The organism is Aeromonas sp. QDB25 (genome assembly GCF_027707725.1).
Lineage (GTDB): Bacteria > Pseudomonadota > Gammaproteobacteria > Enterobacterales > Aeromonadaceae > Aeromonas > Aeromonas caviae.
In genome coordinates this window covers 23,372-49,573 of sequence record NZ_JAPCIZ010000005.1, presented here as the reverse complement: position 1 = coordinate 49,573, position 26,202 = coordinate 23,372, and the positions used below count along the sequence as shown (strand labels likewise).

27 protein-coding genes are annotated in these 26,202 nt (G+C 65.3%); 15 read left to right on the top strand and 12 right to left on the bottom strand.

The features are described 5' to 3' along the window. Positions 1-99: 99 nt before the first annotated feature. Genes exeL through exeN form a run of 3 tightly spaced genes read left to right on the top strand, consistent with a single transcriptional unit; the run spans position 100 to position 2,527 of the window. Positions 100-1,284, top strand: a complete 1,185-nt coding sequence (gene exeL / locus PG883_RS02995; protein ID WP_080767872.1) for a GspL family type II secretion system protein ExeL — start codon at positions 100-102, stop codon at positions 1,282-1,284. Continuing rightward, positions 1,281-1,772, top strand: a complete 492-nt coding sequence (gene exeM, locus PG883_RS02990; RefSeq protein WP_010675717.1) for a GspM family type II secretion system protein ExeM — start codon at positions 1,281-1,283, stop codon at positions 1,770-1,772. Before exeL ends, exeM begins: the two co-directional genes overlap by 4 nt. Next, positions 1,769-2,527, top strand: a complete 759-nt coding sequence (gene exeN / locus PG883_RS02985) for a GspN family type II secretion system protein ExeN (RefSeq protein WP_161470346.1) — start codon at positions 1,769-1,771, stop codon at positions 2,525-2,527. The genes exeM and exeN overlap by 4 nt, the downstream gene beginning before the upstream one ends. Positions 2,528-2,575: 48 nt before the next feature. On the opposite strand, the gene PG883_RS02980 is transcribed toward exeN, so the two are convergent. Then, on the bottom strand, positions 2,576-3,385 hold the full coding sequence (locus PG883_RS02980) for a helix-turn-helix transcriptional regulator (RefSeq protein ID WP_180907071.1): 810 nt from the start codon (positions 3,383-3,385) through the stop codon (positions 2,576-2,578). 145 nt (positions 3,386-3,530) lie between these two features. On the opposite strand from PG883_RS02980, the gene tyrS reads away from it, so the two are divergent. After that, complete coding sequence (gene tyrS / locus PG883_RS02975) at positions 3,531-4,796, top strand: tyrosine--tRNA ligase (RefSeq protein WP_270806947.1); 1,266 nt, start codon at positions 3,531-3,533, stop codon at positions 4,794-4,796. Here tyrS and PG883_RS02970 read toward each other — a convergent pair. Then, on the bottom strand, positions 4,791-5,711 hold the full coding sequence (locus PG883_RS02970; protein WP_270806946.1) for a LysR family transcriptional regulator: 921 nt from the start codon (positions 5,709-5,711) through the stop codon (positions 4,791-4,793). The two genes, tyrS and PG883_RS02970, sit on opposite strands and share 6 nt — an antisense overlap. 116 nt (positions 5,712-5,827) lie before the next feature. On the opposite strand from PG883_RS02970, the gene PG883_RS02965 reads away from it, so the two are divergent. Then, positions 5,828-6,934, top strand: coding sequence for an NADH:flavin oxidoreductase (locus PG883_RS02965; RefSeq protein WP_128272522.1), 1,107 nt, complete (start codon positions 5,828-5,830; stop codon positions 6,932-6,934). A 79-nt stretch (positions 6,935-7,013) separates the two neighbouring features. Here PG883_RS02965 and yrfG read toward each other — a convergent pair whose 3' ends face one another. Next, positions 7,014-7,682: a GMP/IMP nucleotidase gene (yrfG, locus tag PG883_RS02960; RefSeq protein ID WP_041211711.1), complete on the bottom strand. Its 669-nt coding sequence runs from the start codon at positions 7,680-7,682 to the stop codon at positions 7,014-7,016. A gap of 147 nt (positions 7,683-7,829) precedes the next feature. Between yrfG and nudE the strand changes: the two genes are divergently transcribed. The 3 genes from nudE (at position 7,830) to PG883_RS02945 (ending at position 10,975) form a co-directional block, all read left to right on the top strand. Then, a complete protein-coding gene (gene nudE, locus PG883_RS02955) occupies positions 7,830-8,438 on the top strand; it encodes an ADP compounds hydrolase NudE (RefSeq protein WP_029314816.1) in 609 nt (202 codons plus the stop codon). A 44-nt stretch (positions 8,439-8,482) separates the two neighbouring features. Next, positions 8,483-9,295 carry a 3'(2'),5'-bisphosphate nucleotidase CysQ gene (cysQ, locus tag PG883_RS02950; protein ID WP_010675709.1) on the top strand — a complete coding sequence of 271 codons (813 nt, stop codon included), beginning with the start codon at positions 8,483-8,485 and terminating at the stop codon, positions 9,293-9,295. Positions 9,296-9,706: 411 nt separating this feature from the next. Then, positions 9,707-10,975, top strand: coding sequence for an aromatic amino acid transport family protein (locus tag PG883_RS02945; protein WP_124812922.1), 1,269 nt, complete (start codon positions 9,707-9,709; stop codon positions 10,973-10,975). 83 nt (positions 10,976-11,058) lie between these two features. On the opposite strand, the gene PG883_RS02940 is transcribed toward PG883_RS02945, so the two are convergent. From PG883_RS02940 to metJ, 3 genes are all read right to left on the bottom strand, one after another. Then, positions 11,059-11,397, bottom strand: a complete 339-nt coding sequence (locus PG883_RS02940) for a tRNA-binding protein (RefSeq protein WP_010675707.1) — start codon at positions 11,395-11,397, stop codon at positions 11,059-11,061. Positions 11,398-11,481: 84 nt separating this feature from the next. Next, entirely contained in the window at positions 11,482-12,240 is a 759-nt protein-coding gene (locus PG883_RS02935) for an AraC family transcriptional regulator (protein ID WP_270806968.1), read from the bottom strand. Positions 12,241-12,275: 35 nt separating this feature from the next. Then, positions 12,276-12,599 carry a met regulon transcriptional regulator MetJ gene (gene metJ / locus PG883_RS02930; protein WP_005327165.1) on the bottom strand — a complete coding sequence of 108 codons (324 nt, stop codon included), beginning with the start codon at positions 12,597-12,599 and terminating at the stop codon, positions 12,276-12,278. A 223-nt stretch (positions 12,600-12,822) separates the two neighbouring features. Here metJ and metB point away from each other — a divergent pair, with 223 nt between their 5' ends. After that, complete coding sequence (gene metB / locus PG883_RS02925) at positions 12,823-14,001, top strand: cystathionine gamma-synthase (protein WP_270806945.1); 1,179 nt, start codon at positions 12,823-12,825, stop codon at positions 13,999-14,001. Next, entirely contained in the window at positions 14,001-16,454 is a 2,454-nt protein-coding gene (locus tag PG883_RS02920; protein ID WP_270806944.1) for a bifunctional aspartate kinase/homoserine dehydrogenase II, read from the top strand. The genes metB and PG883_RS02920 overlap by 1 nt, the downstream gene beginning before the upstream one ends. Positions 16,455-16,521: 67 nt before the next feature. Here PG883_RS02920 and PG883_RS02915 read toward each other — a convergent pair whose 3' ends face one another. Both PG883_RS02915 and PG883_RS02910 read right to left on the bottom strand, forming a co-directional pair. Then, positions 16,522-17,211, bottom strand: a complete 690-nt coding sequence (locus PG883_RS02915; protein WP_270806943.1) for an LrgB family protein — start codon at positions 17,209-17,211, stop codon at positions 16,522-16,524. Then, positions 17,204-17,605: a CidA/LrgA family protein gene (locus PG883_RS02910; protein ID WP_039040574.1), complete on the bottom strand. Its 402-nt coding sequence runs from the start codon at positions 17,603-17,605 to the stop codon at positions 17,204-17,206. Before PG883_RS02910 ends, PG883_RS02915 begins: the two co-directional genes overlap by 8 nt. A gap of 128 nt (positions 17,606-17,733) precedes the next feature. Here PG883_RS02910 and PG883_RS02905 point away from each other — a divergent pair, with 128 nt between their 5' ends. Next, positions 17,734-18,609, top strand: a complete 876-nt coding sequence (locus tag PG883_RS02905) for a LysR family transcriptional regulator (protein ID WP_039040573.1) — start codon at positions 17,734-17,736, stop codon at positions 18,607-18,609. A 17-nt stretch (positions 18,610-18,626) separates the two neighbouring features. Here the strand turns inward: PG883_RS02905 and PG883_RS02900 are convergent, their stop codons facing one another. The 3 genes from PG883_RS02900 to pdxR form a co-directional block, all read right to left on the bottom strand. Then, positions 18,627-19,457, bottom strand: a complete 831-nt coding sequence (locus tag PG883_RS02900; RefSeq protein ID WP_268452221.1) for a substrate-binding periplasmic protein — start codon at positions 19,455-19,457, stop codon at positions 18,627-18,629. Then, positions 19,441-20,274, bottom strand: coding sequence for a hypothetical protein (locus tag PG883_RS02895; RefSeq protein ID WP_080944108.1), 834 nt, complete (start codon positions 20,272-20,274; stop codon positions 19,441-19,443). Before PG883_RS02895 ends, PG883_RS02900 begins: the two co-directional genes overlap by 17 nt. A gap of 153 nt (positions 20,275-20,427) precedes the next feature. Next, positions 20,428-21,855: a MocR-like pyridoxine biosynthesis transcription factor PdxR gene (pdxR, locus tag PG883_RS02890; RefSeq protein WP_268452223.1), complete on the bottom strand. Its 1,428-nt coding sequence runs from the start codon at positions 21,853-21,855 to the stop codon at positions 20,428-20,430. A gap of 252 nt (positions 21,856-22,107) precedes the next feature. Between pdxR and PG883_RS02885 the strand changes: the two genes are divergently transcribed. From PG883_RS02885 to PG883_RS02875, 3 genes are read left to right on the top strand one after another with little or no spacing between them, the layout of a single operon-like run. Further along, positions 22,108-22,575, top strand: a complete 468-nt coding sequence (locus PG883_RS02885) for an OsmC family protein (protein WP_268452225.1) — start codon at positions 22,108-22,110, stop codon at positions 22,573-22,575. 18 nt (positions 22,576-22,593) lie between these two features. Then, a complete protein-coding gene (locus PG883_RS02880; RefSeq protein WP_268452227.1) occupies positions 22,594-23,031 on the top strand; it encodes a rhodanese-like domain-containing protein in 438 nt (145 codons plus the stop codon). Continuing rightward, a complete protein-coding gene (locus PG883_RS02875; RefSeq protein ID WP_223914999.1) occupies positions 23,021-23,788 on the top strand; it encodes a GNAT family N-acetyltransferase in 768 nt (255 codons plus the stop codon). The genes PG883_RS02880 and PG883_RS02875 overlap by 11 nt, the downstream gene beginning before the upstream one ends. 127 nt (positions 23,789-23,915) lie before the next feature. On the opposite strand, the gene ybaK is transcribed toward PG883_RS02875, so the two are convergent. Further along, positions 23,916-24,386 carry a Cys-tRNA(Pro) deacylase gene (gene ybaK, locus PG883_RS02870; RefSeq protein ID WP_010675694.1) on the bottom strand — a complete coding sequence of 157 codons (471 nt, stop codon included), beginning with the start codon at positions 24,384-24,386 and terminating at the stop codon, positions 23,916-23,918. 181 nt (positions 24,387-24,567) lie between these two features. Here ybaK and PG883_RS02865 point away from each other — a divergent pair, with 181 nt between their 5' ends. Continuing rightward, positions 24,568-26,049, top strand: coding sequence for a GGDEF domain-containing protein (locus tag PG883_RS02865; RefSeq protein ID WP_270806942.1), 1,482 nt, complete (start codon positions 24,568-24,570; stop codon positions 26,047-26,049). Positions 26,050-26,202 lie beyond the last annotated feature (153 nt).

Sequence of the window (26,202 nt, the reverse complement as noted above, 5' to 3'; positions counted from 1 at the left end):
GGGCGGTTCAGCTACCCTGCGCATCCCCCGATTGGACTGCAACCCATGGCTGTGCGCCCGCCCCCTGAGGGAGGAGCGGGCATGGCAGGAGAGACATTAGTGAGCGAGAGTCTGGTCATCCGTCTGGGGACCAATGCGCAGCAGCCAGTGCACTGGCTGGTCTGGTCGGCGCAGGAGCAGGAGATCATCGCCTCCGGCATCCTGGCATCGGCGCACGCCCTCGGCGAGCTGCAGGAGCGTGCCGGTGGTCGCCCCGTGGTGACCCTGGTGCCCGGCAGCGATCTTATCTTCCGGCGGGTCAATCTGCCGGGCAAATACAGCCGCCAGAGTGCGGCGGCCCTGCCCTATCTGCTGGAGGAGCAGATCGCCTCAGACGTGGACGATCTGCACCTGGTGGTGCTCGGCCATCAGGGCCGCGAGGTGGATCTGATGGCGGTGGACAAGGGGAAGATGCACTCCTGGCTCGGTTGGCTGGAGCAGGCAGGGCTCAAGACCCTGCACCTGCTGCCCGACGTGCTGGCGCTGCCGCTCGCCGCCGATGGCTGGTCAGCCCTGCAACTGGGGGAGGAGTGGCTGGTCCGCCAGGGCCCCCGTCAGGGCATAGTGGCGGAGGAATCTCTGTTGGCCATGCTGCTGGCAGCGCAGACCGAACCCGTCACCCTTCACTGCCATACTCCCATCCCCGCCATGGCGGCGGGCAACTGGCAGGGGGCTGACCCGGAACTGCCCATGCTGTTGCTGGCGAAAGGGGCGCTGACCTGCCAGGCCAACCTGTTGCAGGGGCCCTATCGTCCTCAGACCGAATACGCCCGCTACTGGTTGCAGTGGCGCAAGGTGGCGGTGCTGGCAGGCGTATTGTTGCTGGTGGCCCTGGTGCAGCGCGGTGTGCATCTGCACCAGCTGGCGGAACAGGACAAGGCCCTCAAGGCGGAGATCCGGCAGGTCTACACCCGGATCTTCCCGGGGGAGACGCGTATCGTCAACGTGCGCAGCCAGATGACCCAGCACCTCCAGCAGTTGGGGCAGGCTCCCCAGGATGGCGTCCTGTTGCTCCTGACCGAGCTGGCCCCGGTGTTTGCCGAGGTGCCCGGCCTCAAGCCCGAGGTGCTGCGCTTCGATGCAGCCCGGGGCGAGCTGAGGTTGCAGGTAACGGCCCCCGGCTTCACCGAGATCGAACGTTTCCGCGAGCTGGCGGGCAAGCGCTTCGAGGTGCAGCAGGGTGAGGTGCGAAGCACCGAAGGCAAGGTCGAAGGGGCGCTGGTGCTCAAGGGGAGGTCGTCATGATGGACAAACTGCAGAGCTGGTGGCGCGGCATCAGTGCCCGCGAGCAGCGGCTGGTGGCGGTGGGGGGCAGCGTGCTGCTCATCGGGCTCTTCTACTGGGCGATCTGGCAGCCGGTGGCAAATCGCATTGCCGAGCGCGAGCGGCAGGTGGTGAACCAGCAGCAGACCCTAGCCTGGCTCAAGGAGAAGGGACAGGAGGTGCTGGCGATGCAGGGGGGACAGGGGCGCCAGATCGATACCGGCGGTACCCTGGACGGCGTGGTGAACCGCACCGCCTTCAACCAGAAGATCAAGATTGCCCGCTTGCAGCCCCAGGGTCAGGAGCTGCAGGTATGGATAGACACAGTGCCGTTCGATGATCTGCTGATCTGGCTTGCGACCCTCTCGGATCAATACGGCGTCCAGGTGCAGATCATCGAGCTGGCCCGCGAGGGGCTGGCCCCCGGGCTGGTCAAGGTCAGACGTTTGCAGTTGAGTCGTTCCCAATGAAGCGAAAAATAGTGATCGCCAGTCTCTTCCTGCTGGCCTATCTCGGTTTCCTGCTGGCCCAGTTGCCAGCATCCCTGGTGGTGCGCCATCTGCCGCTGCCCCCCAATCTGGTGCGGCTGGAGGGGGTGAGCGGTACCCTCTGGAGCGGTCAGGCCGCCCGGGTGCAATATGCCAGCGAGTCCCTCACCCAGTTGCGCTGGGATCTCGATGGCTGGTCCCTGCTGCGGCTGGCGCCCGAGGTGTCGGTGCGCTTTGGCGAGCGCAGCGGACTCAACGGGCAGGGGATCCTGGGTTGGAACGGTGCCGCTTTCGGGCGCGACATCACCCTGAATGCGCCGGCCCCCTGGGTGCTGGATCGGGTGCCGATGAGACCCCCCTTCCCGTTGACGGCGACGGGTCAGTTGCAGCTCAAGATCGATCAGTTTGCCCAGGGCACTCCCTGGTGCGACAACCTTTACGGGGATCTTCACTGGTATGATGCACAGGCGGACACCCCGGCGGGCAAGCTGGCCCTGGGGGATCCCGAGATCACGCTCACCTGTCTCGACTCCCGGCTGGTGGCCGAGATCAAGCAGGGCTCGGAGGCGGTGCAGGTGCTGGGCAAGCTGGAGTTGCAGGCCAATCGCCAGTACCTGTTCCAGGGCACTCTGAAACCGGGTCCCGAGCTGCCGGACCAGATGAAACAGGGGCTCCCCTTCCTCGGCCAGCCCGATGGGCAGGGGCGCTTCCCGCTGCGTTATCAGGGCCGCATCTGACGGCGTTGCCCATGGTTTGAACCACCCCGCCCCGGCGGGGTGGTGTCGTTATGGGGGCGCGCCGGCTGGCGCCGTGATGAGGTGATTGAGGAAGAAGCTGAATAGCTCGGCCCGGGAGTGCAGGTTCAACTTGGCGTAGAGATGCTTGCGGTGATTCTTCACCGTGCCGCTGCCGATGCCGAGTGCACCGGCAATGGCCTCGGTATCCAGCCCCTGCAACAGCAAACCCGCCACCTGGCGCTCCCGCCGGGTTAGCTGATCTCCCCCCACACTGGCGATAGCCTGCTCCACCGCCCCCTTGAGGTCAGTGCCATCTGACCTGGCCGGGCTGCGGGCCAGGCGGGGTGTCTCTTCCCGCCAGTGCTGGCGACACAGGGAGTGGACCAGCGGGAACAGTGCCTCCAGCCTGGCCAGCTCGTCACGGCTGAGGGAGCTGCGCTTGTCGAGGCGGCCCAGAAACAGCATCAGGGTGAGGCCGCCGCGCACCGGCAGGATCAGCCCCACCTCCTCCTGCCAGCCGGTGGCCTGATAGAAGTGGTGGCGATACTCGGGGTCGAGCCGCCCCCGCGACACCTGCGCCAGGGTCCAGACCCCGGCACCCAGCCCCTGCTCCAGCGCCTGCATGAAGGGATCCTGACTGAAGTGGCGGGTGAGGTAGCGGTCGAACAATAGGGCCCGCTGATGATGCAGGTTGTCGTAGAGGTAGACGGGGCGCAGCCCCACCCCGAGCAGCAGGGCACAGTCGAACGCCACCTGTTGCTGGATGAGGCGCACCAGGGCTGCCGGGAAGCCGCTGCCGTACAGGGCATCGACGGCGGCGGTCAGGCTCAGGGTATCCGTGGCAGGAGACGGGGGCATGGCGATGGGCTCCGGGTCAGGGAATGGTTTCCCCACGATGGCAGGATGCTAGCACGGGAGTGGCAAAACTGTCCCCTGGGGGACATATCTGCCAGCACCGCAAGCGGCGAGGATGGCCCTCTTTCTCTTGCTGTTGGAGCCCCCCATGACAAATCCTCACCTGCTCGATGAGCTGACCCAGCGCGGCCTGGTGGCCCAGAATTCCGACCCGGTGGCGCTGGCCGACCATCTTGCCACCCCGCGCACCGTCTACTGCGGCTTCGATCCCACCGCTGGCAGCCTGCACATCGGCCACCTGGTGCCACTGCTGATGCTGCGCCGCTTCCAGCTGGCGGGCCACACCCCGGTGGCGCTGGTGGGCGGGGCCACCGGCCTTATCGGCGATCCCAGCTTCAAGGCAAGCGAGCGCACCCTCAACAGCGCCGAGACGGTGCAGGGCTGGGTCGCCAGCCTGTCGGCCCAGATAAGCGCCCTGCTGCCAGCGAGCGACGGGCTGGCGGCGCCGCTGCTGGTCAACAACGCCGACTGGATGGGGCAGATGTCCGCCCTCGATTTTCTGCGGGACATTGGCAAGCACTTCTCGGTCAACGCCATGCTGGCCCGCGAATCGGTGCGCCAGCGCCTGGCCCGTCCGGATCAGGGCATCTCGTTCACCGAGTTCTCCTACACCCTGCTGCAATCCCAGGACTTCGCCGTGCTCAACCAGCGCCTCGGCTGCACCCTGCAGATCGGCGGCAACGACCAGTGGGGCAACATCACCAGCGGCATGGATCTCACTAGGCGGCTGCATCAGACACAGGTCTATGGCATGACCCTGCCGCTCATCACCAAGGCCGATGGCACCAAGTTCGGCAAGACCGAGGGGGGCGCCGTCTGGCTCGACCCGGCGCTCACCTCCCCTTACGCCTTCTACCAGTTCTGGCTCGGTACCGCAGACGAGGATGTCTACCGCTTCCTGCGCTACTACAGCTTTATGCCGCTGGCCGAGATTGAGGCGCTGGAGGCGGAGGATGCGAAGCGGCAGGGGCGCAAGCTGGCCCAACAGGTGCTGGCGGACGAGCTGACCGAACTGGTACACGGCAAGGGGGCGCTGGCGGCGGCGCAGCGCATCAGCGAATCGTTGTTCAGTGGCGAGGTAGCCCGCCTTGGGGAGAGCGATCTGGCCCAGCTGGCCCAGGATGGCATGCCAAGCAGCCCCATCAAGGGGGAAACGGATCTGGTGACCCTGCTGGTGGAGTGCGGCCTGGCCAACTCGAAGCGGATCGCCCGCGAGCTGCTGGCGGCGGGGGCCGTCAGCGTCAACGGTGCGATCCGCCGGGATGAGCCGCTCACCGCCGACGATCGGTTGTTCGGCCACTACCTGCTGCTGCGCCGGGGCAAGAAGCAGTACCACCTGGTGATCCGCTCATGAAGGGGTGAGCGCCTCGATGACGTAGTCGAGGAAGTGGCCGACCAGGGCCGACTCGGCCCGGCGCTGGGTATAGAGGGCGTAGAAATGGGCCCCCTTGGGGCGATAGTCCGGCAGCACTTCGCGCACCACCCCCTCGGCCAGCTCGGCCGCCACCAGGTAGCGCGGCAGGCGGGCTATCCCCAGTCCCTGGCGCATCCCCTGGTGAATCGCCTTCTTGCTGCTGAAGGCCAGTTCGCCCGCTACCTCGAGAGGGATCTCGCGCCCCTGGGCAAGCAGGGGCCAGCACTCGTGGCGGCCGTACTCCTGGCGGCCGTACTCCTGGCTGCGGGTGATGAGGCTGTGCTGGTGCAGATCCTGCGGTGTGGTGAGGGGCGGGTGGCGGCCCAGGTAGTCGGCGCTGGCGCAGAGCACCAGATCGTCCACCGCGATGGGGCGCGCCAGGTAGGGCTGGGTGCCGAGCTCAGTGCTGCGAAACGCCACGTGCAGGTTGTCGCGCAGCAGGTCGGCCGGGGTATTGCTGAAGTCGGCGATGATCCGCACCTCCGGGTGGTCGGCGCGAAAGCGCAGCAGCACCGGAGTCAGCACCACTTCTCCCCAGAGATCCGGCGCCGTGATGCGCAGCTCCCCGCACAGTGCCGAGCGGCGGCGCTGCAGGCCGTCCAGCAACTGCTCGTGCAGGGCGATCATCTGGTCAGCCTGGCGGTAGGCGAGCTCTCCTGCGTCGGTCAGTTGCACCCGGCGGGTGGTGCGGCTCAGGAGCACGCTGCCGAGGCTCTGCTCCAGGTGGCGCAGATCTTTTGATGCCTTGCTCGGGGTGATGCCCAGGCGGGCCGCCGCCGCGGCGAAGGATCCACAGCGGACGATGGCGACCAGCAGGCGCATCAGGTAGAGAGTGTCGAGCTTGTGGTGACTCATGAGGGGTGGCCTATTGTGTCTTGCTGGGAATGAATGTTTTGCTTGAGTGCCTGATTATATCCTCATAGCCCGGGTTTATAGTGGCCGCCATGCCATTGCGATCCCGGGAGAGGACGATGAACAAGACACTGGGCGACAGCTTCCACTTCGAGCGAGCCGGATTGCGGCTCAAGAACCGGGCCGTGCTGGCCCCTTTGACCCACAACATGAGCGGCGCAGGCGGTGATCCCGGCCAGGCCGAGCTCGACTGGCTGGCGCGCTGCGCCCGTGGCGGCTTCGGCCTGCTCATTGCCGCCGCCACCCAGGTGCGGCCCGGCGGACGCTGCTGGGCGGGGCAGCCTGCCCTGATGACGGACGCCCAGCAGCAGGCCTTCACGGCCCTGGCCGACAGTGCGCGGCAGGCCGGGACGCTGGCGGTGGTGCAACTGCATCACGGCGGGATGCGGGCTCTGCCAGAGCTGAACGACGGGGCGCCAGTCGGCCCGTGCGCGCTGGCGCCGGGCGGGCGTTACCCCCTCGGGGTCAAGGGGCTGAGCGAGGAGGAGATTCTGACGCTCATTGACGCCTTTGTGAGCGCTGCCGAGCGGGCCCATGGCGCCGGCCTGCACGGGGTCGAGCTGCACGCAGCCCACCACTTCCTGCTCTGCAACTTCCTCAACCCCCTGCACAACCGGCGCACCGACCGCTGGGGGGGCAGCCTCGCGAACCGGGCGCGGATCCTGGTGGAGATAGTGCGCGGCATTCGCGCCCGTCTACCCCGGGGCTTCTTGGTCGGGGTGCGTCTCTCCCCCGAGAGCTATGCCCATATCCAGGGCATCGAACTGGCCCATCAGCTGGCGGTGGCGCGCCTGCTGGCGGACGAGGGGATCGACTACCTGCACTTCTCCATGGGGGACAGCTTCAAGGCGGTGGCGGGGGATCCCGACGGCGGCGCCCTGCTGGAGGCGGTAAGGGTCGGGTTGGCCGGGCGGGTGCCGCTCATGGTGGCGGGCAAGATTAGCGACGCAGATTCGGCGGAGTGGGCTCTGGCCGGCGGCGCCGATCTGGTGGCGGTGGGCACGGCGGCCCTTGGCAATCCGGACTGGATGGAACGGGTGAGCCGCGGCCTGCCTCTGCATGCAGCCCCTTTCACGGCGGCGCACCTCACGGAGGTCGGCTTCACCCCAAGCGCCCTCGACTACCTGGCCGGCATGGGGGTGCTGGCCCCGCGCGATGCGGCCTGAGGGCTTTCATGAACGGTATGCGCTCGGCAGGCTGTTGAGCTGATGTGACAAGGCCCTCGTGAAGAGGGCCTTGTGCGTGTCAGGCGCCGAGAGGGAGCAGGTCGGCGTAGTCGTCGAGCGCCGGGAAGTGCTGGAAGGTGAGCGGCGGCATCTGGCTGTCGGGGTGACGGATGCCGAGCTGGTGGGCGATGCCGAACTCGGCCGAGGCGGCCAGGATCCGCTCGCTGTCATCCACGAAGAGGGTGCGGGCCGGGTCGAAGGCCAGCCGCTCGGCCAGTGCCTGCCAGCAGTGCTGGCTCTCCTTCGACCACCCGAGCTCATGGGTGCTCACCATCAGATCGAGGTGCTGGGCGAGGCCGAGGCGTGCATCCTTCACCGACAGGCTGGCGGGATGGGCATTGGTGAAGAGCACCACCTGCTTGCCGGCGGCCTTGAGTGCGGCCAGGAAGGGAATGACGTTGGGGCGCCACTGGATCTTCTCCAGGATCTCCTGTTTGAGGGCGCGGATGTCGAGCCCGAGCGTCCGGGTCCAGTAATCCACGCAGTACCAGTCGAGGGTGCCGTTGACCGCATGATAGTGGGTGTCTATCTGCGCCTTCGCCTCGGCCAGCGGCAGGCCGAGTCGCTCGGCGTAGCGCGCCGGCACCAGGGTTTGCCACAGGTGGCTGTCAAAATGGAGATCGATCAGGGTGCCATCCATGTCGAGCAACACGGTATCAATCTGGTGCCAGGGCAGGGGAGTCGACATGGGGCCTCGCGATGTCTGTGGTGATGGGAAAAACGGGGCGCATTATAACGGATTTTTCAGGCATCTTTCCCCTCTTTGCCCCGTGGTGTTCGGCAGGGGAGTCGTTTACTCTTGAAACACGATTTTTTAACGAGCAGTCAGCCCCCGATGAGCGATCCCCACAAGCGCAATCCCGTCCACCTCAGTGTCGAGACCATGGCCCATGACAAGAGCAAGCCGGAGATCCTCAAGGCCGAGATCGTGGCCGAGAGCCGGCTGTTCAAGGTGGAGTCCCTTCACCTGAAATTCTCCAACGGCGAGGAGCGGGTCTACGAGCGGATGCGCGGCGGCAACCGGGGTGCCGTCATGGTGGTGCCCCTGTTCGATGCCCACACCCTGCTGCTGGTGCGCGAGTACGCGGCGGGCACCCACTCCTACGAGCTGGGTTTCCCCAAGGGATTGGTAGACCCCGGTGAAAATGCCTTCGAGGCGGGCAACCGGGAGCTGATGGAGGAGGCGGGCTTCGGGGCGAGCAGCCTGACCCTGCTCAAGCAGGTGTCGCTGGCGCCGGGGTATTTCTCCAGCCGGATGGACATCTTGCTGGCGCGGGATCTCTACCCCGAGCAGCGGGTCGGTGACGAGCCCGAGCCTCTCGAGGTGATCCCCTGGCCCCTCAACCGGATCGACGAGTTGCTGGCACGACCGGACTTCACCGAGTCGCGCAGCATCAGTGCCCTGCTGCTGGCCAGCAAATGGCTGGCGGAGCAGGGAAATTAGCCCGCAGAGGGTCTGTTTGGCAATCAGAGGCAGAGGTAAGCACCATGCAGGAGTTGTTGGCCTGGATACCCGAGGTCAAGGAGATCGCCCGTGAGGCGGGCAGGATCCTTCACGAGATCTATCGCGGCGGTCAGTTCGAACGCCAGTTGAAGGAGGATGCGACCCCGGTCACCAGTGCCGATCTTGCTGCCGATGCCTACCTCAAACAGGCGCTGGCAGCGCTCACTCCCCATGTCCCCGTGCTGACCGAAGAGGCGGCCGACATCCCCTTCAGCCAGCGTGCGAACTGGCGCCAGTACTGGCTGGTGGACCCGCTGGACGGCACTGGCGAGTTCATCGCAGGCAGCGGCGATTTCGCCACCCTGATCGCCCTGGTGCGGGACAATGTCCCGGTGCTCGGGGTCATCTATGCCCCCGAATCCGATCTGCTCTACTGGGCGGTGCGCGGTCACGGCGCCTTCAAGGAGGCGAACGGCGAGAGCCGTCCCATCAGCGCCATCCATCATGAACACGATCAGCCTGACTCCCTGGTGGTGGCCATCAGCCGCCGCCAGAAACTGGAGAACCTGACCCGTCGCCTCAACCCGGCCATCCACTACGAGCTGATCCCGCTCGGCTCCAGCTCCCTCAAGTCCTGCCTGGTGGCGGAAGGCGTGGCGGATTGCTACGTGCGCCTGGGCCCCACCGGGGAGTGGGATACCGCTGCCGCCCAGTGCATCGTGGAGGCGGCAGGGGGCCGCATCCTCAGCCTGGCGCTGCAACCGCTGAGCTACAACGAGACCGAGTCGCTGGAGAACCCGGACTTCATCGTGATGGGGGACCCGGATCTCGCCTGGGGTCGCATTCTGGCCCACTGACGGGTCGACCAGCTCGCAGAGAATGCAATCAGGCGACCACAGGGTCGCCTGATTGCATTGGTGTGATCCACTGGCTGGTTACGGGGATTTTAGGGAGATTCGCTAATGATGGCGATAACGGCAGTGGATCATCACATCCAATCTGGCTGCACTGGCATAAATTTCAGTTAATTCTGAAAACATGCATTTCATCGAAACAAAAAATCGACGTGGGTTTTAATTTTGGTTTTATATTCCTAACTTTTGGTTAATGTCAGGATTAATTGAATAATCCGGGGTGAAATTTCCTCCCAATCTCACTGGTGGAACAGGGCTTTGCCAGTGAGATCTGCCAGTCTCCATTTTTGAGAATTAAATGCTAAAGGAGCACAATGTTTTTAGATTTTAATACTACGTAAAAGTGATTTATCGATGAGTTTATCTGCAGACGTCTCACGGGAGCTGTCCGGTTCCCCCTCCACCATGGCCAGCACCGGCTGGCGTCGCCACGACACCCACTGGGTCATCAGCCTGTTCGGCACCGCCGTCGGCGCCGGCATTCTGTTCCTGCCCATCAACCTGGGTCTGGGGGGGATCTGGCCCCTCGTCATCGTCGCCGTGCTGGCCGGTCCCATGACCTTCCTGGCCCACCGCGGGCTGGCGCGTTTCGTGCTCTCGTCGTCGCGCCCCCAGGCCGACTTCACCGAGGTGGCCGAGGAGCACTTCGGCAAGATGGCCGGGCGCCTCATCTCGGCGCTCTATTTCCTCTCCATCTTCCCGATCCTGCTCATCTACGGCGTCGGGCTGACCAACACGGTGGAGAGCTTCATGGTCAATCAGCTCGGCCTGGCCTCCCCGGATCGGGTGATGCTCTCCGGCGTGCTGGTGTTCGCCATGATCGCCGTGATGCTGGCCGGCGAGAAGGCGATGCTGCGGGCCTTCGCCGTCATGGTCTACCCGCTGGCGGCGATCCTGCTGGCCCTCTCCTGCTACCTCATTCCCCAGTGGCAGTGGCCGGAAGTGACCGCCTTTGAAGGCACGAGCTTCCTCAACACCGTCTGGCTGGCGCTGCCGGTCACCGTGTTCGCCTTCAGCCACGCCGCCGCCATCTCGGGCTTTGCCAACGTGCAGCGCCGGGAATACGGGGAGCAGGCCGAAACCAAGAGCGGCCTGATCCTGCGCAACACCACCGTCATGCTGGTGGGCTTCGTGCTCTTCTTCGTCTTCTCCTGCGTGCTGAGCCTCTCCCCGGCTCAGTTGGCCGAGGCCAAGGCCCAGAACGTCTCCGTGCTCTCCTATCTCGCCAACATCACCGACAACCCGGTGATCGTGACCCTGGGGCCGCTCATCGCCTTCATCGCCATCAGCTCCTCCTTCCTCGGCCACTTCCTCGGTGCCCGCGAGAGCCTGAAAAGCCTGATCGCCAAGCCCACCGGCCTGCCGCTGGCGAAGGCGGACAAGCTCGGCATCGCCCTGATGTTCTTCGCCATCTGGGGCGCCGCCATCATCAACCCGGGCATTCTGGGGTTGATGGAGACCCTCTCCGGTCCCGTCATCGCCATGATCCTCTTCATCATGCCGGTGGTGGCCATCTACAAGGTGGAGGCGCTGGCCCGCTTCCGTCACCGTTGGGTCAACGGCTTCATCCTGCTGACCGGTGCCCTGGCGGTCTCGGCCCTGCTGTTCAGCCTGCTGAAATAAGCCAGGCCGTCAGCATCAAACAAGAGAGGCGACCTCGGGGGTCGCCTCTCTTGTTTCTGCTCTCTGGTTGCCTTGCCGTCGTCTCACCCCAGCTTGGCGCCGTTCTCCACCGCCTGCTCGGGGATGGCGATCACCACGGCGCCATCCGGGCGATAGAAGCCGGTCAGCAGAAACTCCGACTGGATGGGGCCTATCTGCTTGGGGGGAAAGTTCACCACGGCGACGATCTGGCGGCCCACCAGATCCTCCGGTCGATAGAGGTCGGTGATCTGGGCGCTGCTCTTGCGCACCCCGAGCTCGGGGCCGAAATCCGCCCACACCTTGTAGGCGGGGCGGCGCGCCTCGGGGAAGGGCTCGACCCGCACCAGGGTGCCCACCCTGAGCTCCACCATCTCGAAATCCTGCCAGCTTATGGTCTGCATCTTGGCTCCTCGTTGCCCATACCTTGCATGAGCCTCAGCATGCCTCGAATGCCCGGGGATTGTCTTCGGCAAAGAGCCGACCGATTACGGCAGGCAGCCGTTTTGCCGGCGCCAGAGGGAAGGGGTCAGTCCGGTTTCGGCCAGGAAGCGCTCGGCAAAGGCTCCCTGGTTCTGATAGCCGCAGCGGCTGGCCACTTCGCCGACGGGCAGCCGGGTGCGAGCGAGCAGGGTGCGGGCCAGCGCCATACGCCGCATCCTGAGGTAGTGGGAGACGCTCGTGCCCACCTGCTGGCGAAAGGCGTGTTTGAACTGGCTCAGGCCGAGGCAGGCGATGGCGGCGAGTTCCTCGTTGGTGAGGGGGTCTGCGAGGTGGGCTTCCATATGACGCTGCACCTTGGCGATACGAGGGGCTATGCGGGGAGCGACGGCGGGGCCCATGCCGCGTCCCTCGGTCAGCAGCCCGAGCCACACCTGATCCATGCCGGCCACGTGGCGCCCCTCGGCCACCATGCGGTGCAGGAAGGCGAGGTAGTGGCGCTGGGCCTCATCCAGCTCGACGAAGGGGTGGTCCCCCAGGGCGGCCGGCAGCCAGTGGCTCTCCTGCAACAGAAACACGTGCGCCGGGTCGGCGGCGTAGTCGTGGCGAAGGCCAGGGGCGATGATGCAGGCAAAACCGGGGGCGAGGCGACATCCCCGACCCTGCACCTCGATCTCGAGGGGGCCGACGAGGGGGATCACCAGCTGGGCGTGGTCATGACTGTGGCTCTGCATGTCGCTCTGGTAGTGACGCAGGCTGAAGGGGGAGGCGGCAGATAAGCATGACGCGGCACCGGGCCGCGTCATTGAAAGGGATGCATCGTTTGCCATGGGCAGCCGCATTACTCGGCGTCGAAGTCTTCGATCTCTTTGCCAAGGGCTTCCATGATGGCGCGGGCCTCGGCGGGGACGCTGTCCGGGTGATCCTTGCGCAGGTCGTCGTCACAGGGCAGCGGCTGGCCGGTGAAGGCGTGCAGGAAGGCTTCGCAGAGCAGCTCGCTGTTGGTCGCATGACGCAGGTTGTTCACCTGGCGACGGGTGCGCTCATCGGTCAACACCTTCAGCACCTTGAGCGGGATCGAGACGGTTATCTTCTTGACCTGTTCGCTCTTCTTGCCGTGCTCTGCATAGGGGCTGACGTAGTCGCCGTTCCACTCTGTACCCATGTTCCACCTGTAGTCGTTTGGCCGTGAGCGCGGATTTTAACCCTTAAGGAATTCAATGGCAATCCAACAGCAAAGCCATTTAGACGTCTAGAAGTGTTGACGGCTTTTTTAAGGTGGCGTAGTGTGGTGCACCATGGGCCGGCAGTCCGGCCAACGAAAATGAGAGCGGGGCTGGACGACCCACGAGGCGGACCGGCTCCGGCAACCCATCAAGGAGAGTGACATGACCCACAAGGCCACCCTGGCGGTACGCACCGGGATTGAGACAGACATGCAGCACGGTGCCGTGGTGCCCCCCATCTACCTCTCCAGCAACTACACCTTTGCCGACTTTGGCGAGCCCCGTCAATACGACTATGCCCGTTCCGGCAACCCGACCCGCACCAATCTGGCGGACGCCCTGGCGGCCCTGGAAGGGGGGGCCGGCGCCGTGGTGACCGGCACCGGCATGGGGGCCGTTCACCTGGTGACCACGGCTCTGCTCAAGGCGGGGGATCTGCTGATCGCCCCCCACGACTGCTACGGCGGTACCTGGCGTCTGTTCGAGTATCTGGCGGCCAAGGGCCACTACCAGGTGCAGTTCGTGGATCAGGGAGACGAGGTGGCGCTGGCTGCCGCGCTGGCCCAGAAACCCGCACTGGTGTGGGTGGAGACCCCCTCCAACCCGCTGCTGCGGGTGGTGGACATCGCCGCCATCGCCGAGGCCTCCCACGGGGTGGGGGCCCAGGTGGTGGTGGACAACACCTTCCTCTCCCCCTTGCTGCAACAGCCCCTGGCCCTTGGTGCCGACGTGGTGGTCCACTCCACCACCAAGTACATCAACGGCCACTCCGACGTGGTAGGGGGTGTGGCGATCGCCAAGGATAAGGCTCTGGCCGACTCCCTGGTGTGGTGGGCCAACTGCCTGGGGCTCACCTCCGGTGCCTTTGACTCCTACCTCACCCTGCGGGGCCTGCGCACCCTGGCCCCGCGCCTGCGCACCCATCAGGAGAACACGGATCGCATCCTCGCCTTCTTGCAGCAGCAGCCGCTGGTCAAGCGTATCTATCACCCCAGCCTGCCGAGCCATCCGGGCCACGACATTGCGCGCCGTCAACAGTCCGGCTTTGGCGCCATGCTAAGTTTTGAGCTCGATTGCAACGAGACGGGGCTGCGTGCCTTCCTCGCGGGGCTGCGCCTCTTCTCGGTGGCGGAGTCCCTCGGCGGTGTGGAGAGTCTGGTGGCCCATCCGGCCAGCATGACCCACAGGGCCATGACCCCTGCGGCCCAGCAGGCGGCGGGTATCAGTGCCCAGTTGCTGCGCCTGTCGGTGGGGATCGAACACGGTGAGGATCTGGTGGCCGATCTGGCCCAGGGGTTTGAACAGGCGCAGTTGGCACAACAGGCAGAGCAGGTGAAGTAATGGAACAACAACAAGGAGAGTGTGTGGTGGCAACAGAGGCAGTCTTCAAGCGGCGCCATGTACACAAGTTCGGCGGCAGCAGCCTGGCGGATCCGGTCTGTTATCGCCGGGTCGCCAGCATCGTCGAGCAACAGGTGGGGGGCAACGAGCTGGTGGTGGTCTCCGCCGCGGGCAAGACCACCAACCGGCTGATCCAGCTGGTGGAGCTGGCGGAAGCGGGGGATGAGGCCGCAGGCGAAGCCATCACCGCCCTGCACGCCTATCAGCAGAGCCTGATCGACGGCCTGCTGGAAGGGGAGCTTCACCTCGATCTGAGCCAGCAACTGACGGACGACATGCAGCTGATCGCCAAGACCCTGGAGGGGCAGTTTGACCGCTTCGAGCGCAACGGCCTGCTCGCCTTTGGCGAGGTGTGGTCCGCCCGCCTGCTGGCTGCCCTGCTCACCAGCCGGGGTGAGGTGGCCGCATGGCTCGATGCTCGCAGTTTCCTGCGCGCAGAAGACGGCGCCCTCATCAAGGTGGATACCGCCCTCTCCAGCGAGCTGCTCAAGGCCCGCCTGGCCGAGCACGCCGGTCGCATCGTGGTGACCGGCTTCATCGCCGCCGACATGGAGGGGCGTTCCCTGCTGCTGGGGCGCAACGGCTCCGACTACAGTGCCAGCCTCCTGGCGGCGCTGGCGGACGGGGAGTCCACCACCATCTGGAGCGACGTGGCCGGGGTCTACAGTGCCGACCCGCGCCGGGTGAAAGAGGCGCGTCTGCTGGAGCGCCTGAGCCTGGCCGAGGCCAACGAGCTGGCGCGCCTGGGCTCCTCGGTTCTGCATTCGCGTACCCTGCAGCCGGTGGCCGACAGCCGTCAGCGCCTCACCCTGCGCTGCAGCTACAATCCGGACGAAGGCTGCACCCACATCCTGCGCCGTGCGCCCCGCTCCGGCGGTGCCCGCATCGTCTCCTCGGTGGATCAGATAGCCCTCATCGAGCTCAAGGTGCTGCCGCAGACTGACTTTGAGCAGACAGTGGCGGCCATCGAGGCCCATCTGGCCCGCCATCGCCTCCATCCGCTCACCCTGCAGCGCCAGCCGGATCGGCGGGTGCTGCGTCTTGCCTACACCCTGGAGGTGGCACAAGGGGCCTTCGAGGTGCTCCGTGACTTCCAGTTGCAGGGCAACTTTACCGGCCTCATCCAGAAGGAGGGGTTCAGCCTGGTCGCCCTGGTGGGGGCCGGCGTCACCGACAATGCCGAGCAGTGCCACCGCTTCTACCAGCTGCTGGCGGATCAGCCTCTGGAGTTCGTGCAGGTGGCCAAAGACGGCCTGAGCCTGGTGGCCGTGCTGCGCCAGATCGTGCTGGAGCCGCTGCTCATCGCTCTGCACAGTGCCCTGTTCAGCCGCCCGACCCGGGTCGGGCTGGTGGTGTTCGGCAAGGGCAATATCGGCGGTCACTGGCTGGGGCTCTACGCCCGCGAGAAGGCGCGCCTCGAGCATGAGCTCAATCTGGCGCTCACCCTCTACGGGGTCTTCGACTCCAAGGGCGGGCTGCTGGACGAAGAGGGGCTGGATCCCCTCAAGTTACAGGACAACTTCCATCCCAAGCCGCTCATCTGGCCGGAGCTGCTCTCCCAGCTGGAGCAGCACAGTTTTGACTCCCTGATCGCGCTCGACATGACCGCCAGCGAGACGGTGAGCCGCTACTACCCGGACTTTGCCCAGCTCGGCATCCACATCATCGCCGCCAACAAGTTTGCCGGTGCCGCCGACAGCGAGTTTTACCAGCGCATCAAGCAGACCTGTCGCGACCACCAGGTGCAGTGGCGCTACAACGCCACCGTGGGGGCCGGGCTGCCCATCCAGTCCAGCATCCAGATGCTGCGCCAGAGCGGTGACCGCATCCAGGGGGTCTCCGGCATCTTCTCCGGCACCCTCTCCTGGCTGTTCCAGCAGTATGACGGCACTCGCCCCTTCTCCGAACTGGTGGACGAGGCGTGGCAACACGGCCTGACCGAGCCGGATCCCCGGGAGGATCTCTCCGGTCAGGATGTGCGGCGCAAGCTGCTCATCCTGGCGCGGGAGGCGGGCTTCGAACTCGACTCCGCCGACATCGAGCTGGAGAACCTGGTGCCGGTGGCCCTGCGCAAGGTGGGTGCGGATCAGTTCATGGACAGGCTCAAGGAGCTGGATGACCCTATCCAGACCGCCTTCGAGGGGGCGCGCCGGGTCGGCAAGGTGCTGCGTTATGTCGCCCGCTTCGAGCACGACGGCAAGGCCCGCGTCGGGCTGGAGGCGCTGGAGCCCCATCACCCGTTTGCCAACCTCTTGCCCTGCGACAACGTGTTCGCCATCGAGAGCGACAGCTATCGCACCAACCCCCTGGTGATCCAGGGGCCGGGAGCGGGCCGGGAAGTGACGGCCGCCGCCATCCAGTACGATCTGTGGCAGATCTGCGCCAGCCTCTGAGGCTGCGTGACACGATGCAATGAGAAGAGGCGCCCCAGGGCGCCTCTTCTGTTATCGGGTGGCGGAGTTACCAGAACAGCTGGCCCAGGAGGGGGGCGAGCAGCACAGTGGCCATGCCGGCTATCATCATTACCATGCTGGAGACCACCCCCTCCTCGTTGCCCATCTGATAGGCCCTGGCTGTCCCGGCCCCGTGGGCCGAGGCACCAAAGCCCGCGCCTTTGCCGAGGCGGCTGCGGATGGCGAGCACGGTGAGCACGCTTTCTCCCACCGCCATGCCGATGACGCCGGTCAGCACCACGAACAGGGCGGTGAGATCGGCGTTGCCACCCACGGAACGGGTCGCCTCCACCGCGAAGGGGGTGGTGATGGATCTCATGGCCATGCTGCGCTGCAACAGCTCGGAGAGGTTGAGCCAGCGGGCCAGCAGCACTGTGCTGCCCACCGCCATCACCACGGACGCCACGACCCCGACCGAGAGGGAGAGCCAGTGGCGGCGCATCAGCTGGCGATTCTCGTAGACGGGCACCGCGAAGGCGACGGTGGCAGGGCCCAGCAGCCAGAGCAGCCAGTGGGATTCGGCCATGTAGTCCCGGTAGGGAATGTGGAACAACATCACCACGGCCACCAGCAGGGTGGGGGCCAGCAGCAGCGGCATCAGGGGCAGGATGCGCTTTTTGCCATAGAGCCACTTGCTGGCGTAGTAGAAGAGCAGGGTCAGGGCGAAGCAGAGCAGGCCGAGCAGGGTGTCAGACATGGCGGCGACTCCGGCGGGCCAGCTTCAGCTCGAGGCGATAGACCCTGTCCACCACCAGCGCCGTGGTGCCGAGCACCAGCACGGTGCTGACGATCAGGACCACCATGATGCGCCACCCCTCCTGCAGCAGCAGCTCCTGATAGTTGACCACGGCCACCACGGCGGGGACGAAGAAGAGCAGCATCTCCGCCAGCAGCCAGCGGGCCCCGGCACTGAACCACTGGGCTTTGACCACTCCGAGCAGGATGCAGACCAGCAGCAGCAACATGCCGGTGAGGTTGGCGGGCAGGGGCAGGTGCAAGGTGCGCACTGCGATGTCGGCCAGCAACCAGATGGCCGCCAGCAGGGCAATTTGGAAGGGGGTTTGCAACCAGCGAAGGCAGAGGGTTTTCATGGCAAGCGTCTTTCTGTGAACCTGCTCACAGTATAGAGAGGGACCAAACCTGCAAAAAATGAATTTAAATTATCAAAATCATGCCAAAGAGGCATGATTTAGCCAGCCATCCCCGTCAAGAGAGCATCATGGATATTCGAGCCCTGCGTTACTTCGTCGAGTTGGTGCGGGAGCAGAGCTTCACCCGCGCCTCCGAGAAGCTGTTCGTCACCCAGCCCACCATCAGCAAAATGATCCGCAACATGGAAGAGGAGCTGGGCCAGCCCCTGCTGAGCCGGGTCGGCCGCCGCTTCACCCTGACCGACAGCGGCCAGGTGCTGTTCAATCGGGCCCAGACCATCCTGGCGGAGATGCAGCAGCTGGAGGCGGAGCTGGCGGATCTGCAGAGCCTGCAATCCGGGCGTCTTGCCCTTGGCATCCCGCCCATGGTGGGCCATGTCTATGCGGATCTCATTCGTACCTATCGCAGCCGCTACCCCGGTGTGGAGCTCTCCATCGTCGAATATGGCGGGCGGCGCATCGAGCAGGCGGTGCTGGCGGGGGAGCTGGATCTCGCCATCACCATGCTGCCGACCAGGGAAGAGGGGGCCCTCTGCGCCCTGGATCTGGACAGTTACCCCATCCGGGTGGTGCTGCCGGACCTGCCCCGCTGGCGCGAGGGGGGCGAGATCCGGCTGGAGGCTCTGCGGGACGAACCCTTCCTGCTCTATACCCAGGCCTTCACCCTGAGCGAGCGGCTGGAGCAGGCCTGCGAGCAAGCCGGGTTCGTGCCTCAGGTGGCGGCCCGCAGCAGCCAGTGGGACTTTCTCACTGCCATGGTGCGAAGCGGCATGGGGGTCGCTTTCCTGCCGGAGCCCATCTGTCGGCGGCTGACGCCGGATGGGCTGGTGTTGCGCCCTCTGGCCCCGGCGCTGAGCTGGCGGCTCGGGGTGATCTGGCCAGGGGATCGCTACCTCTCCCGCACCGCCGAGGCCTGGCTTGCCCTGTGCCGCGAGCAGGGCTGAGGGAGGGGGGGCTGGGGTTAGGGGGTCCCCGGTGACGCCATGCCTGTGACGAAGCGGGCATAGGCTGCGGAGTGTCGCACCTCCTCAATCTCGTCCCACACCTGTTGGCTGAGATCGGGGTGGGCTTGATGGAAGGGGTGGGAGAAGATGAGGTAGTAGGGTTTTTCGACCAGGGGAGGGGTGATCCGCTCGAGTGTGGCCTGCAGCTGCGGGTGGGCGGCCAGGGTCCGTTCTGCGACCCCGGTTTGCAGGGCGGCGGCAACGGCGCGCTGCATCGCGACCTTCTTGAGCAGGATCAGTGGCTCCCTGCTGGAGTCATCCACCCTGACACCGCTCTCCTGCAGCTGGGCGACGATGGAGAAACCGGACTGCGCCGCAATGACGCCATGGGCGACGAGCTGGCGGCCATCCCAGCGAACCTGTCCGCCTTTTGGCTGGTAGAGGCTGTAGCTCTCGGTGAGCAGGCGCTTGGCGGGATCAGGTGCCCCGTGTCGCATGGGATAGACCCCTATGGTGCGAGCACGCTCTTCGCTGTAGCTCAGCTTGACGGCGGCATCGAGCTGGCCCTGGCTGACGAGGGAGAGGCAGCGTTTCCAGGGAAGGGGGGTGAGAATGATGGGGTGCCCGATCCGGTTTGCCACCTCCTTGAGGTGGAACTGCACTATCCCCTCGCCGGACATCAGCAACCAGGGAGGCGAATCACTGTTCTCCATGCAGGCACGAATGCTGCCGGGGGCGGCTATGACGCAGGTCGGCAGCAACCAGAGCAGCAGCGCCAGGCAGAGAGTGCGCAAGGGGAGCCTGCCTGACAGGGGAGAACCGGCGAGCCAGTCAGGGAGCGATGCCAAAGTCATCCCTCATCGGGTCATAGAGATAGGAGCGGTAGTCGGTGCTCTCGTCGGGCAACTGCGGGTTGGTCAGCCGGAAGATCTGGCGTGAATCGAGCCGGGCAAAGACCAGGGAAGGCTGGAAATGATGGCGCCAGAGGCGCTGCAGGGAGCCATCTTTCCAGGCCAGTTGCAGGCCGCGCAAAAGGCGCTCGCGCTCCTTGCTGTAGGTGGCGTGGCTATAGAGGGAGTGGATGAGCGGATAGAAGAGGGCGACATGGCTATCCACGGTCAGCCCCGGCAGGCCGGGTCTGTGGTTTTTCCACTCGCTCAATATCTCGTTGGCACCACGGCAGAAGAGATCGATCCGGCCACGGGCCACCAGGCGAAACAGTGACTCATAGTTATCCACCTCCTGCACTCTGAAGCCGTTGTAGCGCAGGATGTCGGCATCCCGCCAGCCTGTGCCCACCCCTTGCGTGAACTGCTGCAACTGGGACAGGGTGTGAACCCCGGCCAGGGCCTGGGCACGGGCGCTGCCGACAAAACAGACCCGGTAGCCGAGCACGCCCAGATCGATGGGGAAGGGGACCAGGGTGACGCCGGGTTGAGGGATCTCCTGGGGCCAGCTGTCGACGATGAAGAGGGCATTCTTGCCCGGTGTTTGCACTTCGAGCCGCATCCTCGCCTTGTTCATCCTGATGGCGTCGAGCAGTTCATAGTCGCCGTAATCGGGCCGTGTTTTCTCCAGCGCCAGCCTCATCGCCGCCCGGTAATAATTCATGCGGACATCCTGTTGGGTTTCCCCGGTGATCAGGGTGAAGCGGGTGGCCGCCATCGTGAGGGACGGGAGGGAAAGGAGGAGCAAAAGGAGCAGGGTTCGATGCATCTTGACCGGGTTCGGCAACGGGATTGTGCCCAGTATAGACGGGCCACTCCCGTCGACACAGCGCTATCAGGTTCTGGCAGATCTGACCTCTTGAGAAGGGGGTCATGCGGATTTCATCAAGAGACCCAGGCGACGACATAGCTGGCGCAGCGTCTGGTTGTCGAGGCAGCCAAAGCCGAGCAGCCACCCCTCCAGCGTCGGCGGGCCCAGGTAGAACTGGCCCAGATGACGCAGCCCCTGCCCGCAGGCGTTGGCGGCATCGGTCCAGCGCGCCTCGCCACCGGGGGGCAGCAGCACGGCGCACTGCAGGCCGGCGCCGCTGTGGATGGGGGTGAGCCCCGGGCAGTACTCGGCCAGTTCCGCCAGCAGCAGATCCCGTCTGCTCTGGTAGAGGAGGCGGCTCTGGCGCAGGTGGGTGGCGAAGTGCCCGCCCCGGATGAAGTCTGCCGTGACCGCTTGCAGCAACTGGTTGCTGTGGCCGTCGACGGCGGCCCGGGCGCGGCAGAAGGAGTCCATCAGCGGCCTGGGCAGCACCAGGTAGGCGAGGCGCAGCGAGCCGAACAGCACCTTGCTGAAGGTGCCCACATAGATCACCCGCCCCTGGCCGTCGAGCCCCTGCAGGGCGGGCAGGGGACGCTGATCATACTGGTACTCCCCGTCGTAATCGTCCTCCAGGATCCAGGCGCCGTGACGCTCTGCCTCGGCCAGCAGCGCCATGCGGCGGGGCAGGCTCATGGGGACGCCAAGGGGGTACTGGTGTGCCGGGGTGCAATAGATGAGGCGCGGCGCAGGATGATCCCCATGAGGGTTGAGCCCCTCTTCATCCACCGGCACCGGATGCACCCGGGCACCGGCGCTCTCCATGGCGGTGCGAGCCCCGGGATAACCGGGGTCTTCCACCCAGACGGTGTCACCGGCATCGATGAGCAACTGGGTCGCCAGCAGGATCCCCTGCTGGGAGCTGGTGAGGATCAGGATCTGATCCGGCTCGCACACCACGCCGCGTGACTGCACCAGATAGCTGCTGATGGCGGCGCGAAGTTCCCCAAGCCCCTGGGGATCCCCGTAGTTCATCCAGTCGCTGGCGCGCTGGCGCCACTGTTGCTGCATCAGCCGACCCCAGAGTGCCTGGGGGAAGAGACGGGGATCCGGCTGGCTGGAAGCAAAGGTGGTGCCCACCTCGGGCACGTCGTGACAGGCGCCACCCAGGGCCATCTCCTGACCGCGACGGGAGAGGCCCGCCGCTGACTGGGGCGGGCGCGGCGCGGGGCGCACCGCCGCCAGGGCGACAAAGCTGCCGGCGCCCACCTTGCGCACCAGATACCCCTCCGCCTCGAGCCGGCCATAGGCCAGTTCCACCGTGCTGCGGGAGATACCGAGATCCCGGGCCAGGAGACGGCTGGCGGGCAGGCGGCTGTGCAGGGGCAGGTGGCCCGCCAGGATGGCCTCGCGCAGGGTACGCACCAGTTGTTCGTGCAGGGGCAGATCCCCTTGCTGCTGGCTGGCGAAGAGCGTTGGCAGAACGGTCATGGTGTGCTCCCGTTGGCTCGGGGGTTGCGCCTCTTTCGAGGCAGGGAGCCTGCCCGCAGGGCATGGCGCGGCAGTGGGGCTGGCGACCGACGGGCAGAGCGGGTGGGGTGGATGGTCATGGTGGCGGCTCGATGAAATTGGTCTGCCCATATTGGCAAAATTGGTCGGCGTGGCAAGGCCATTTTGTCGCTACATTGGTGGTCACAGGGTGGCGCCAGCGGGCGGCACGGATTGGCAACACAAGGAGTCTGCATGTCGGAATACAGTGCCACCATCAGTTGGCAGCGGGGGGAGCACGAGCCCTTCGTCGATCAGCGTTACAGCCGGGCCCATGAGTGGGCGTTTGATGGCGGGGTCAGGGTGCCGGCCTCCTCCTCTCCCCATGTGGTGCCGCTGCCTTACTCGGTGGCGGAACATGTGGACCCGGAAGAGGCGTTTGTGGCGGCCCTCTCCAGTTGCCACATGCTCACCTTTCTCTGGCTGGCGGCGAAGGCGGGCTATCGGGTAGAGAGCTACCGGGACGAAGCGGTCGGCATCATGGCGAAAAACGGGCAAGATCGCCTCGCCATGACCCGGGTCACCCTGCGTCCCAGGGTGATCTTCGGGGGAGAGCAGGAGCCCGCCCTGGCCGATCTGGAGCAGTTGCACCACCAGGCCCATGAGGAGTGCTTCATCGCCAACTCGGTCAACACCGTCGTCACCACAGAGATCGTCATCTAGTCATCAGGAGCGTTCAGGATGAGTCATGTATTGAGCACAGGGGTGGCAGGGGCCGCCGAAGCCAGCGCCTTTTTCGAGGCCCAGCTGAAGTTTCGTACCGATCCGGCGGATCTGGCCGCCGATCTGCTGGCCGGGGTGGCGGGCATCGTGGTCATCGATACCCGCTCCCCCGAACACTATGCCGAGGGGCACATTCCCGGCGCCATCTCCTTCCCCCACAGGACCATGACGGCGTCGACCACGGCGGTACTGGACCGGAACCTGGTGTATGTCTGCTATTGCGACGGCATCGGCTGCAACGGTTCGACCCAGGGGGCCTACAAGCTGGCGTCCCTCGGGTTTGAGGTCAAGGAGTTGATAGGGGGCCTGCACTGGTGGCGTCAGGACGGTTTCGCCGTCGCCACGGGCAGCGAGCCCGGAGTGCTGCTGGAAGGGGGAATTGCCTGTGCCTGTTGAACGTTGCAATGAGGGGGGCGACGCCTCCCTGTCCGGCGCCGCCCTTTTCAACGACTTTGGGCAGCCTCTGGGGCGTGCGCTGCCAGAATGGCGCGGCGCCGAGTTCCCTCCCCACCGCGCACTGCATGGCTGGGGCTGTCGTCTCGAGCCCCTTGATCCCGAGCGCCACCTGGGGGATCTGTGGCAGGCATTCAGTGCCGACAGCGGGGCCATGTGGACTTACCTGACCAGCGGCCCTTTCGCGGACGAGACCGCCATGGGGGTCTGGCTGCGGGAGGTCGCCACCAAGCGGGATCCCCAGTTCTACGGCATCATCGACGAGGGGAGCGGACGGGCGCTGGGGCTGGCGAGCTACCTGCGCATCGATCCCCTGGCGGGCAGCATCGAGGTGGGCTGGCTGCACTTCTCCCCCGCCATGCAGCAGTCACGGCTGGCGACGGCGGCCATGGTGTTGATGATGGCCAATGCCTTTGCTCTGGGATACCGGCGCTACGAGTGGAAGTGCAATGCCCTGAACCTGCCTTCGCGCCAGGCGGCCCTGCGCCTCGGCTTTCACTATGAGGGGACCTTCCGTCAGGCGCGGGTGGACAAGGGACACAACCGGGATACGGCCTGGTTCTCCGTCATCGACAGCGAGTGGCCCGCCCTGAAAGGGTGCTTCGAGCGCTGGCTGGAGGACGGCAACTTCGACCATGCCGGGCGTCAGCGTCGCCGACTCTCCGAACTGACCGCCGCCTGCCGCTCTGCGGCGTGTTGAGGGCGGCAGATCACCCGCCGGGACGGGGCGGTTTCCGGTGCCGGGGCTTTGGGTATCCTTCGCACACAGGCGCCAGATCCGACATCCAGACGCAAGAGGCGCCAGTCATGGCGCCTCTTTTGTTTGCTCAGTCGTGGTGATCGCCGATGGGGGCCGCAATCCAGTTCATCAGCCGGACCATGTCCCCGGGGGCCACGCCGACCGAGAGCCCCCGCTTGCCACCGCTCACCAGGATCTCGTCGAAGGCCATGGCGGAGTCGTCCAGCACGGTGGGCAGCAGCTTCTTCTGGGCCAGGGGACTGATGCCGCCCACCTTGTAGCCGGTCAGCTTTTCGGCTTCCGCCGGCTTCATCATCTCCACCTTCTTGAGCCCGGTGGCCTTGGCGAGCTGCTTGAGGCTGCACATGCCCGAGGAGGGCACGATGGCCACCACCGCCTGCTTGTCGTGATGGGCGAGCAGGGTCTTGAACACCTGCGCCTCAGGCAGACCCAGCTGGGTAGCGGCATGCTTGCCGAAGTCGTCGTGGGCTTCGCACTCGTAGGGGTAGAGCCTGTGGGGGATCTTGAGCTTTTTCAGCAAGTTGATGGCGGGTGTCATGGGGTCTCCTCGAACCGTGGCAAGGCCAGACAGTCTGCGCCCGGGAGCCGGATGTGGCAAGAACCAGTCTTCACACCCAATCGGGGCCTGTGTTAGCGTAACCGGGTGCCGGATCCTATGATTTGGGCACTTGTCCCCGCATTCCAATGCAATGCGCCGGCGATCGAAAGGAATCGTAGCCATGAATACCACAGCACTTTGCGCTCGCGATATCGACGCGATGGATCGATATGAGACCCTCGCCAGGCTGACCGCCCTTGATCGGGCCTATGGCATGGTCGAGTTCGATCTCGATGGTCGCATGGTGTCGGTCAATCCCCTGTTTTGCGACATGCTGGGTTATCCCCCCGAAGCGCTGGTGGGCCAGTCCCATCTCATGCTCTTGCCGCCGGATCTGCAGGCCGAGCATGATCTCTTCTGGCAGAGGGTATTGGGTGGCGAGATCCAGTCGGGGGAGTTTCGCCGGGTCAGGCAAGGTGGCAACCCCCTCTGGCTCCATGCCACCTACATGCCCGTGAGCGACGAGGCCGGCACCCTGCTGGGGGTGGTCAAGCTGGCGCACGACATTACCTCGGCTGTGATGGCCAAGCAGCGGGTCGAGCAGCAGAGCCAGCTGTTTGACATCGTGGTGGCCGCGCACCAGAGTTTTCTGCTCGATCGCAATCTCGGCTCCGCCTGCGATACCGTCTTCGAGCGGCTGCTGAGCGTGAGCGAAAGCTCCTATGGTTTCATCGGCATCATTCAGTACGAGGATGGCCGCCCCAGTCTCTATGTCCCCTCCATCTCCAATGTCTCCTGGGACGAGGCGACCCATGCCTGGTATGAGCAGCAGCGCCAGAGCCGGGGCGGGCTCATCTTCAGCAAGCTCGACAACCTGTTTGGGCACGTGGTGACCCACAATACCCTGGTGTGCTGCAACGATCTGCCGAGCCATCCAGCCAGTCGCGGTGTCTCCCCCCGTGGTCATCCGCACCTGGAGAGCTTCCTCGGCATTCCCATCCGCCACAAGGGAGAGGCGATCGGCATGATCGCCCTGGCCAACCGCCCGGGTGGCTTTGACGAGACCCATGTCAGCCTGCTCGAGCCCCTCACCACGGCCCTTGGCACCCTTATCCACGCCCGCAACCTGGAGGATGAGCGCAGCCGCATGGAGCGGGTGCTGCGCTTCAACGCCGAGCACGACTTCTTGACCAAGCTGCCCAACCGCAGCAGCTTTTTCCAGCAGGCCAACGTGTTGCTGGATCACGTCCAGCACCATCCCGCCGAAGGGGAGGCCTGCTGCCTGGCCTTGATAGACATCGACTTCTTCAAGCAAATCAATGATGTATATGGACACCTTGCCGGGGATGCCGTGCTGGCGTCGCTGGCGGGGCTCCTGATGCAGGCGGTGCGCAGCAAGGATCTGGTGGCGCGATTTGGCGGGGAGGAGTTCATCCTGCTGCTGCGGGGCACGACCCTGGAGGAGGCCCACACCATCATGGAGCGCATCCGGCACCAGGTGGAGCAGCACACCTTCCTGTACCAGCATCAGGCGATCACCGTCACCATCAGCGTGGGGCTCACCCCCTATCAGATGAGTTACAGGCGCATGGATGACTGGCTTCAGTGCGTGGACCAGCGACTTTACGAGGCAAAACGTCGGGGTCGCAACCAGGTCTCCTGATGAGAGGCTATATCGCAAAATAAAACAGGGCACCATCATGGCGCCCTGTTTGTTGTGGATGTTTTTTTCCCTTAGAGGGGGCTGTTCTGGCGGGAATATCGGGATCCCCGTGCCCGGCAGAGACGAAAAAGGGCGCTGAGGCGCCCTTGTTTG

What these genes read in the sequence shown, in the direction of transcription:
- PG883_RS02895 (WP_080944108.1), bottom strand. Translation starts at nt 20,274, where the DNA reads ATGGCGGCCACCCGCTTCACCCTGATCACCGGGGAAACCCAACAGGAT.
- metJ (WP_005327165.1), bottom strand. Translation starts at nt 12,599, where the DNA reads ATGGGTACAGAGTGGAACGGCGACTACGTCAGCCCCTATGCAGAGCAC.
- PG883_RS02965 (WP_128272522.1), top strand. Translation starts at nt 5,828, where the DNA reads ATGAACAAGACACTGGGCGACAGCTTCCACTTCGAGCGAGCCGGATTG.
- PG883_RS02935 (WP_270806968.1), bottom strand. Translation starts at nt 12,240, where the DNA reads ATGACGCGGCCCGGTGCCGCGTCATGCTTATCTGCCGCCTCCCCCTTC.
- metB (WP_270806945.1), top strand. Translation starts at nt 12,823, where the DNA reads ATGACCCACAAGGCCACCCTGGCGGTACGCACCGGGATTGAGACAGAC.
- PG883_RS02980 (WP_180907071.1), bottom strand. Translation starts at nt 3,385, where the DNA reads ATGCCCCCGTCTCCTGCCACGGATACCCTGAGCCTGACCGCCGCCGTC.
- PG883_RS02880 (WP_268452227.1), top strand. Translation starts at nt 22,594, where the DNA reads ATGAGTCATGTATTGAGCACAGGGGTGGCAGGGGCCGCCGAAGCCAGC.
- ybaK (WP_010675694.1), bottom strand. Translation starts at nt 24,386, where the DNA reads ATGACACCCGCCATCAACTTGCTGAAAAAGCTCAAGATCCCCCACAGG.
- PG883_RS02940 (WP_010675707.1), bottom strand. Translation starts at nt 11,397, where the DNA reads ATGCAGACCATAAGCTGGCAGGATTTCGAGATGGTGGAGCTCAGGGTG.
- PG883_RS02905 (WP_039040573.1), top strand. Translation starts at nt 17,734, where the DNA reads ATGGATATTCGAGCCCTGCGTTACTTCGTCGAGTTGGTGCGGGAGCAG.
- tyrS (WP_270806947.1), top strand. Translation starts at nt 3,531, where the DNA reads ATGACAAATCCTCACCTGCTCGATGAGCTGACCCAGCGCGGCCTGGTG.
- PG883_RS02970 (WP_270806946.1), bottom strand. Translation starts at nt 5,711, where the DNA reads ATGAGTCACCACAAGCTCGACACTCTCTACCTGATGCGCCTGCTGGTC.
- exeN (WP_161470346.1), top strand. Translation starts at nt 1,769, where the DNA reads ATGAAGCGAAAAATAGTGATCGCCAGTCTCTTCCTGCTGGCCTATCTC.
- exeM (WP_010675717.1), top strand. Translation starts at nt 1,281, where the DNA reads ATGATGGACAAACTGCAGAGCTGGTGGCGCGGCATCAGTGCCCGCGAG.
- cysQ (WP_010675709.1), top strand. Translation starts at nt 8,483, where the DNA reads ATGCAGGAGTTGTTGGCCTGGATACCCGAGGTCAAGGAGATCGCCCGT.
- PG883_RS02945 (WP_124812922.1), top strand. Translation starts at nt 9,707, where the DNA reads ATGAGTTTATCTGCAGACGTCTCACGGGAGCTGTCCGGTTCCCCCTCC.
- PG883_RS02915 (WP_270806943.1), bottom strand. Translation starts at nt 17,211, where the DNA reads ATGTCTGACACCCTGCTCGGCCTGCTCTGCTTCGCCCTGACCCTGCTC.
- PG883_RS02885 (WP_268452225.1), top strand. Translation starts at nt 22,108, where the DNA reads ATGTCGGAATACAGTGCCACCATCAGTTGGCAGCGGGGGGAGCACGAG.
- nudE (WP_029314816.1), top strand. Translation starts at nt 7,830, where the DNA reads ATGAGCGATCCCCACAAGCGCAATCCCGTCCACCTCAGTGTCGAGACC.
- pdxR (WP_268452223.1), bottom strand. Translation starts at nt 21,855, where the DNA reads ATGACCGTTCTGCCAACGCTCTTCGCCAGCCAGCAGCAAGGGGATCTG.
- PG883_RS02910 (WP_039040574.1), bottom strand. Translation starts at nt 17,605, where the DNA reads ATGAAAACCCTCTGCCTTCGCTGGTTGCAAACCCCCTTCCAAATTGCC.
- yrfG (WP_041211711.1), bottom strand. Translation starts at nt 7,682, where the DNA reads ATGTCGACTCCCCTGCCCTGGCACCAGATTGATACCGTGTTGCTCGAC.
- PG883_RS02865 (WP_270806942.1), top strand. Translation starts at nt 24,568, where the DNA reads ATGAATACCACAGCACTTTGCGCTCGCGATATCGACGCGATGGATCGA.
- PG883_RS02920 (WP_270806944.1), top strand. Translation starts at nt 14,001, where the DNA reads ATGGAACAACAACAAGGAGAGTGTGTGGTGGCAACAGAGGCAGTCTTC.